This is a genomic window from Paracoccus sp. MKU1, from assembly GCF_001447385.1.
In the GTDB taxonomy this organism is placed as follows: domain Bacteria; phylum Pseudomonadota; class Alphaproteobacteria; order Rhodobacterales; family Rhodobacteraceae; genus Paracoccus.
This window is the reverse complement of record NZ_LLWQ01000021.1, coordinates 1-6,908: the sequence shown is the minus strand read 5'-3', so window position 1 is coordinate 6,908 and position 6,908 is coordinate 1. Positions and strand designations below refer to the sequence as shown.

Genomic DNA, 6,908 nt, shown 5'->3' with positions numbered 1-6,908 from the left:
GCTCGATGCCGCCGTCCCCTGCCAGCGCCACATAGGGGAAGCACGCGACATCCGCCACCGTGGGGTTCGATCCCGCGATCCAGTTGAACCCTTGCAGCTCCTGGTTGGCCAGATGGTCATCCAGGATCCGGAACAGCTTGTGAGCGCCGGCCCTTGCCTGCGCCACGTCGAGGTCATAGCCCAGCACGTCATGCAGCCGCGCCGCCGAGGCCGTGGATGTGATGCTGTCCGCGAAGGCCAGCCATTGCGCGACCCGACCCAGTTCGGACGGATCGTTGACTGGCCACCACGTTCCCGTCGGATCGTAGCGCGAGGCGAGATACACGAGAATGGCCTGCGCATCCCGGATATAGGCTCCGTCGTCCTCCAGCACCGGGATCTGTCCCAGCGGATTTATCTGGAGGAATGCATCGGACTTGTGTTCACGCCCCGGAAAGAAGTCCACGGCTTGCTTTTCATGAGAAAGCTCAAGGAAATCCAGCAACAGCCGTATCTTGTAGCAATTGCCGGACAGGACATAGTCGAACAGCTTCATCTCATGCCGCCTCGTTGAAGAGGGCGACCCCCCACTGAAGTTCATTGGCCTTCAGCCAGCGGCGGTAGGCGATCGAGGACGCGTCCGCGCGGGTCGGCAATTCCCAACGGGGATCGAGCGGCAGCTTCCGGGGAACCTGGTTCTCGAGGATCATCCGGTCCTGCAGGAAGATGTTCTGCTGGAAGTGGAGAAGGCCAGTGTCGGTGTTTTCCTCGTCAAAGACCAGAATGAACGAGTGGACGATACACTCGTCCTCTTCCACGGGCTGGATGAACAGCCCGACCAGATCCCAGACATCCTCTCGGATCGGGCAGGTCTTGTACAGGATCGTCGAATAGGGATGCGGGACGCGATACTTGTATTCGGTCATCTGGCCGCCCGATGCCGCCGCCGAAGCCATGGGCTGGAAGAATTTGCATTTGGTCGCCCAGATTTCGTCCTTTTCCGCATCCATGCTGACGTCGTAGCTCTCGACGCTCGGATGCTCTTCCACGCCGAGGATGTCGGTGTGGACGAAGGGAAAATGCGCCATGTCTAGGAAGTTTTCTACGCAGCGCAGTCCCGAGCAGCGAACGCCCACGCCGCCTACGGTCACAAGACGCCGGTCCGGCTCGTCGAACTCAGGCATGTCGTAAAGCGGGCGTGGCGTATCGCTCAGCGTGGTCCAGAGATGGCCGTAGCGGATCTGCGTCAGAAGGCTGCGCCCATCGGCATCGTTCACCGAAAGAACGCCAGCCGCGTCGCTCACGGTCAGATCCTGCGAAAGCAGTCGGACGGGTTTCGCTTCCGCACCTTCGAAATCGGGAAGGCGGCCGATTGCATACCATTGCGAACGGGTGAAAGTGTCGGGTGTCATAGTGTTTCTCCTCGCTTGTCGAAGTGAGACGATCAACTTGCTAGGCTGCGATGCCTATTAAGCGGCGCTTGATGCCTTGAATACCTGCCGCAGACGGGTGGACAGCTTGCTGACGGCGATCGCGGCATCCTCCGATGCACTGGCCGGAACCGAGGTGTGGATCATCGCCCCGTGTTCCTTCATGTCCAGGAACGCAAGGAGGATTTCTCCCTCCACACCGGGAACGCGGACGATCGCGGCGTGGTCGGTGATTTTCGACATGAGGCCGGCGCCCATGCCATCTGCAAGCTCGTTCAGGCTAGCCGGGGCTTGGTCGATATGGACCGAACGGTTGGGAACCCAGTCGCCGTCGATCGATGGCGCCGCCGTCGTCTCGCCGGGATTGGCGACCCAGATGAACCCGCCGGAATCCGCCGCGCGATAGGCCTTGGCGCGGATCGTCTTGGGCGGAGTCAGGTCGGGATGCGCCGGGATGCCCGCGCAGGCACCCGCCCCGTCATAGGACCAGCCATGATACAGGCATGTCAGCGTGTTGCCCCGGACGATGCCGTAGGACAGGCGCATGCCCCGGTGGGGGCACCTGTTTTCCCATGCGCGGATCTGGCCGTCCTCACCGCGCCACAGGGCGATGTCGTTGTCGGCGATCATGACACGTCCTGCCGTCTTGGGAAGGACGTAGTTCTGAAGTCCGGCAGGGAACCACCCGGCTTCCAGTTCTGAAGGTTTCATTCCACTCTCCATTTCTGTGTTTTAAGCCCTGGACACTGGTCGGTTGGGCTATAGTCCAGCCCGTCCGTTTCAGCGTCCTTGGCGGCGCCGGGCTTCGATTCTGTACCGCGTCAGACGGTCTCAAGCGTGATCGTGTCGATGTTCACGTCGTCCGGCCCGAGCCAGCAGGCAATCTCGAACATGTCGATAAGGCTTTCATCCCCGGTCAGGATCAGCGTGATGTACTTGGGGGTCGCGCTTGTGATCGTGCTCGACAACGAAAGGCGCCGAGCAAAGTGGCTGACCATGGCAAGGCAGGACTCGGTCTTGAGAGCTCCCTCAAGAGATACGCGCCGCGTTACCATGTCACAGGTCCAGCACCAGCTTCTTGCCCTTGCAACGCGACACGCAAGGCAGGATCAGCGTCCCGGATTCCTTCTCGGCCGGATTGAGGTAGAAATCGCGGTGATCCGGTTCGCCCTCCAGAACGGTGGTCAGGCAGGTGCCGCAAACCCCCTGTTCGCAGGATGTCATCGGCTCCAGCCCGGCAGCCTCCATAGCGCCGATGATGGTCTGGTCTTCCTCGACCGTCAGGGTGACACCCGATTTCTGCAGCACCACCTCGAAGCTGTCGCCGTCGAGTTCCAGCGTGGCCGCATCGACGCTGAACCGTTCCAGGTGGACGCGGTCGCTTTTCCAGCCGCAGTTCTTCGCCAGTTGCTCGATCAGGTCCATAAAGGGTCCGGGTCCGCAGAAATACAGGCGAGCATCGGCGGGCGGATTGGACAGGATCCCGGTCAGAACGGCGTTGAGCGTCGGTGGAACAAGGCCAAGATAGACTGGAGCCTCGTCCAGGGCGGCGATTTCGCTTTTGAACGGCACATGTTCGGCGCTTCGGGCGAACAGATGCAGGACGCATTTGCGGCTTACGGACTGAAGATGGCGCGCCATTGCCAGCACCGGGGTGATGCCGATGCCCCCGGCGATCAGGATCACCGGACCCTCGTCCGACCGAAGCTCGAAGTTGTTCCGTGGCAGGCCCACCTCGATCTCGTCGCCCTCGTTCAGCGCGTGCATCGCAGCCGATCCGCCTCGGCCGTTCGTTTCGCGCTTGACGGCGATGTGATAGGCATCGCAGTCCTTGGGGGCGTTCCAAAGCGAGTACTGGCGGACGATGCCGTCGCCGACGCAGACGTCGATATGGTCGCCTGGTGTGAACTTGACGGACGATCCATCGCAGGGGACCAGTTCGTACGAACGGATTTCCGGCGTCTGCTCTACGATCCGCCTGATCTTTACCCGTTGAGTGTTCATGGCGTTTCCTTCGGCATTTGAAGAGGCATCATGCCGGGCATTGGCTTGAACTTCTCGAGTCTCATGAAGCGCTCCATCCACCGCGAAACGGAAAAAAATGGAGCCAAGTCGATGCCACCTTCTTCGGCAAGTGCAATGTAGGGAAGGCACGCGACATCCGCGATGGTCGGATGCGGCAACGGCAGCAGCCAGTCATGGCCGTCTTTTTCGGCGAACCAGAGATGCTCGTCGATGATCCGCAGCAGCTTGATGCCTTCGGTCCGGGCCTTGCTCACGTCCAGCCGATAGAACATCGCATCATGGAGCCGTGCAGCCGAAATGGAGCCCGTCAGCTGGTCCGCGAAGGCGAGCCATTGATAGACCTCGCCCTGGTGATCGCGCGGAAACCATTTGCCGGACTTGTCGTAAGCGGCGGCAAGGTAGACCAGGATGGCCTGCGCATCGCGAACCGCTTGACCTTTATCCATGATGGCCGGAAGCTGTCCCAGCGGGTTTATGTTAAGGAAACGCGGCGACTTGTGCTCGTATCCCGGATAAAAGTCGACAAGGATCGACTGGTATTCCAGGCCAAGCTGCTCCAGCAGGAACCGGACCTTGAAGCAGTTCCCCGAAAGTGGATAGTCATGGAACTGTATCATGACTCCTCCAATCTGCGCCTGATCGCTGACAATTCCGCGCGCCTTTGCGCCGGATCGCCTGTCGGGTAAACCATCGTCCCATCGACGCCCCAAGGGGTAAGATGATCGACGCTGGAATCGACATGCAGCCTGACCTGATCGACCGGCGCCGCGATGTGGACCGGATAGCAAGGCTCGCCTCCGCTGCCCGTGGGCAAGCATTCTTCCACGCTCGCCCAGACAAAGCCGTCCGCCACGGCCGTGGAATAGACGGTCGCACTTATGTCGTGGGACGGGCGTCCCTGCAGCGCGGGAACCAGCGTCACCTTGCCCGATTCGTCGAACTGCCAGCCGTGGTACACGCCTTCGAGGTATCCGCCCATGTTCCGTCCGGCGCTAAGCCTTACGGAGCGGTGGGGGCAGCGATCCAGCCAAACGTTGATCGCGCCGCTGGCGCCCCGCCAGATGACCAAGGGCTTGTCGCCCATCATTGACCTGACGATCGAATAGTCGCGGACGTCTTTTTCGAGTGCAACAACATACGAGGTCATGTCATCGCCCCATAGGTTACATGGTTGGCGCGCAGCCATTCGCGGTAGCTCAGCGAAGAATTGTCCACCTCGATGGAGGTCTCCGCGCCGTTGAGCGGCAGCTTCTTGTGGACATGCCGCTCGAGAACATACTTGTCCTGCGCCGAGATGATCTGCTGGTCGGCTTTCAACTGACGCTCGTCCATCCAGTCTTCCCTTATCCATGCAAGCAGCTTGTGCGCGATAAAGTTTTCTTCATCCAAAGGCTGTGCGAATATGCCGAGATAGTCGTATCGACCCGGTGTAGACGGGCGATGGATGAAAAGAACTACCGAATACGGGTCCGAAATCCGGTAGGTGTATTCCGCGACCGAGTTCGTCAACGGCAGCCAAGCCTTCTGCGACTTCAGCCACAACGCCCCCGCTGCATCGACGCTGGCCTCTCCCGGAACCAAATCCAGGTGATTCTCGTCGCCCAGGATGTTGGGATGCAGGAAGGGGAAATGCGCGTTGTCGATCACGTTGTCCACGATCCGCAGGCCCGAACACTTTATGGGCGTGGACCAGATGTTCATGACCAAGCGATCAACCTCGTAGTATTCCAGCAGCTGCTGTGGGGGTCCGTCGGGCTTGCCCAGGCTAGTCCAGACATATCCCAGCCGCTCAGTCACCGGCAAAGGGCGGGAGTCGCTCGACGCGGAAATCCAGGTCTTGTGGATTTCCAGGTCGATGTCATGGCCCAGAAGCCGGGTCCTTGTCGCATTCCTCCGCCGGATGTCCGTTGGCGACCCGAGCGGGTACCAACGGTTCCAAACCACAGCGTCTTCACATGCGTTCATGCCGGTCACTTGCTTTCGGTGACGTCGGTGAACAGGGCCGCTTTGAACGCTTCTTCGCCCTTTGCCGCGGCAGTGGACAGTTCGCGCAGCCATTTCCGGTACTGGTTCGAGATCTTGTCCGTCGGCAGCGAAACCTCGTCCAAGTAGATCGGGCCAGGCTGCGTCTCGATGACCGGCTGGTCCTCGGCCAAGACGAGCTTCTGGAAGTTGAGCGGCTGGCTATCGGGCAAGTCGTCTTCGGTATGCGCGATGATCATGAAGTTGCGGCACGAGTTCTCCGAGACTGGGCTGGAGGTGGTCCAGAGTAGGAAAGGCTTGTCGTTCTTGTACAACCTGATCGACAGGTTGACGCTGAACGGCATGGAGTTCCGGTAGTTCCAGCTTCCCAGCGGGCTATCGTCCGGCAGCGTGTCCAGCATGTCGCGGCCCGGCTCCATGAAGAAGCGAAGTTCGCCGCCCACGCGGTCAACGGGCACGATCGCCGGTTCCGAATATGCCGGGTCATAGAGGGTGCCCGGATGCACATAGGCGAAGTGCGAAAAATCGGTGAAGTTTTCCCAGCGGCGTTCGGCCGAGCTGTTCCAGTTGTAGGGCTCCGCGATGATTTGACGCTTGAATTCGGGGTTTTCCCAAGCTTCGCAGTAAGGGATGTTCGTGCAATCCCACGAGCTGTCGAGGCGGACCCAGATGATTCCGTACCGCTCTTCGCAGGCATAGGCGGGCGTAAACGCCTTTTTCGGGATCGCGTCGCTGGGACAGGCCGGCATAAGCTCGCAGCGGCCCGTGGCGCCGTATTCCCAGCCGTGATACGGGCATTGGATGCGGTTGTTCTCAAGCACCTTCCCGACGGACAGTTTCGCGTAGCGATGCGCGCAGCGGTCTCGCATGGCGACGTATTTTCCGTTCAGCTTCGCGATGACCAGTGGTTCGTCAAGAAGCGTCCTACCGATCGGACCGTTGCCTGCCGGATCGGCAGCCTCGAGTTCGTTCACGGTTGCGACAGGATGCCAGAAATGGCGCAGATAGCTTTGATCTGCGGTGAGTGGAGTCAAAGCGTTCATTATTTCCCCCGGTTAGCTACCGTTGTAATAGTTGCTTCATAAAAGCCTAACGGAAGGCAGCGCGTTTCAAAAAGTGCATTAAATTGTACCTTGCGTTTCGGATTTTGAACGACAGTTCGGAAACGTGAGAATGGCGGTGCGAAATTAGTCCACGTTAGCGGCGGCATGGTGCTGCTGCGGGCGGCGTAAAAGTCGTCCACCTTTTCCCTTTCTGCGGCTGCAGGGAGGATGGGAGGATCTACAGCGTGGAACTCTATCTCAAGGTTCGTCAGGCCTGTGCTGCTGGTATGAGCCAGCGTCAGGCGGCGACGACATTCAACATATCGCGCGACACGGTCGCAAAGATGATGACGTTCTCGGTTCCTCCGGGCTACCGGCGGACGGCCGAGGTCAGGCGCCCGAAGCTCGATCCGTTCATCCCGATCATCGAGGGTTGGCTGGAGGCGGA

Annotated in this window: 9 protein-coding genes and 1 pseudogene; 1 reads left to right on the top strand and 9 read right to left on the bottom strand. The window is 60.0% G+C overall.

What is annotated here, in order from left to right; genetic code table 11:
- The 9 genes from AQY21_RS01905 to AQY21_RS01865 form a co-directional block, all read right to left on the bottom strand.
- The coding region (locus tag AQY21_RS01905; protein WP_058096181.1) for a glutathione S-transferase family protein at nt 1-535 on the bottom strand (535 nt) is incomplete at its 3' end.
- 1 nt (nt 536) lies between these two features.
- Nucleotides 537-1,391, bottom strand: coding sequence for an aromatic ring-hydroxylating dioxygenase subunit alpha (locus AQY21_RS01900; RefSeq protein WP_036759102.1), 855 nt, complete (start codon nt 1,389-1,391; stop codon nt 537-539).
- A gap of 57 nt (nt 1,392-1,448) precedes the next feature.
- Nucleotides 1,449-2,120, bottom strand: a complete 672-nt coding sequence (locus AQY21_RS01895) for a Rieske (2Fe-2S) protein (protein WP_116171210.1) — start codon at nt 2,118-2,120, stop codon at nt 1,449-1,451.
- Between the two features lie 110 nt (nt 2,121-2,230).
- Entirely contained in the window at nt 2,231-2,464 is a 234-nt protein-coding gene (locus AQY21_RS01890; protein ID WP_036759103.1) for a hypothetical protein, read from the bottom strand.
- Between the two features lies 1 nt (nt 2,465).
- The gene (locus tag AQY21_RS01885) at nt 2,466-3,413 is read right to left on the bottom strand and encodes a PDR/VanB family oxidoreductase (RefSeq protein WP_036759104.1); all 948 of its coding nucleotides are present in this window, start codon (nt 3,411-3,413) and stop codon (nt 2,466-2,468) included.
- Complete coding sequence (locus tag AQY21_RS01880; RefSeq protein ID WP_036759105.1) at nt 3,410-4,051, bottom strand: glutathione S-transferase family protein; 642 nt, start codon at nt 4,049-4,051, stop codon at nt 3,410-3,412. Before AQY21_RS01880 ends, AQY21_RS01885 begins: the two co-directional genes overlap by 4 nt.
- On the bottom strand, nt 4,048-4,581 hold the full coding sequence (locus AQY21_RS01875; RefSeq protein ID WP_052096175.1) for a Rieske 2Fe-2S domain-containing protein: 534 nt from the start codon (nt 4,579-4,581) through the stop codon (nt 4,048-4,050). Before AQY21_RS01875 ends, AQY21_RS01880 begins: the two co-directional genes overlap by 4 nt.
- A complete protein-coding gene (locus tag AQY21_RS01870; RefSeq protein ID WP_238986667.1) occupies nt 4,578-5,399 on the bottom strand; it encodes a hypothetical protein in 822 nt (273 codons plus the stop codon). The genes AQY21_RS01875 and AQY21_RS01870 overlap by 4 nt, the downstream gene beginning before the upstream one ends.
- Before the next feature lie 5 nt (nt 5,400-5,404).
- Nucleotides 5,405-6,460, bottom strand: a complete 1,056-nt coding sequence (locus AQY21_RS01865) for an aromatic ring-hydroxylating dioxygenase subunit alpha (RefSeq protein ID WP_036759107.1) — start codon at nt 6,458-6,460, stop codon at nt 5,405-5,407.
- A 287-nt stretch (nt 6,461-6,747) separates the two neighbouring features.
- Here AQY21_RS01865 and AQY21_RS01860 point away from each other — a divergent pair.
- A pseudogene (locus tag AQY21_RS01860) lies at nt 6,748-6,908 on the top strand (IS21 family transposase); the annotation flags it as partial.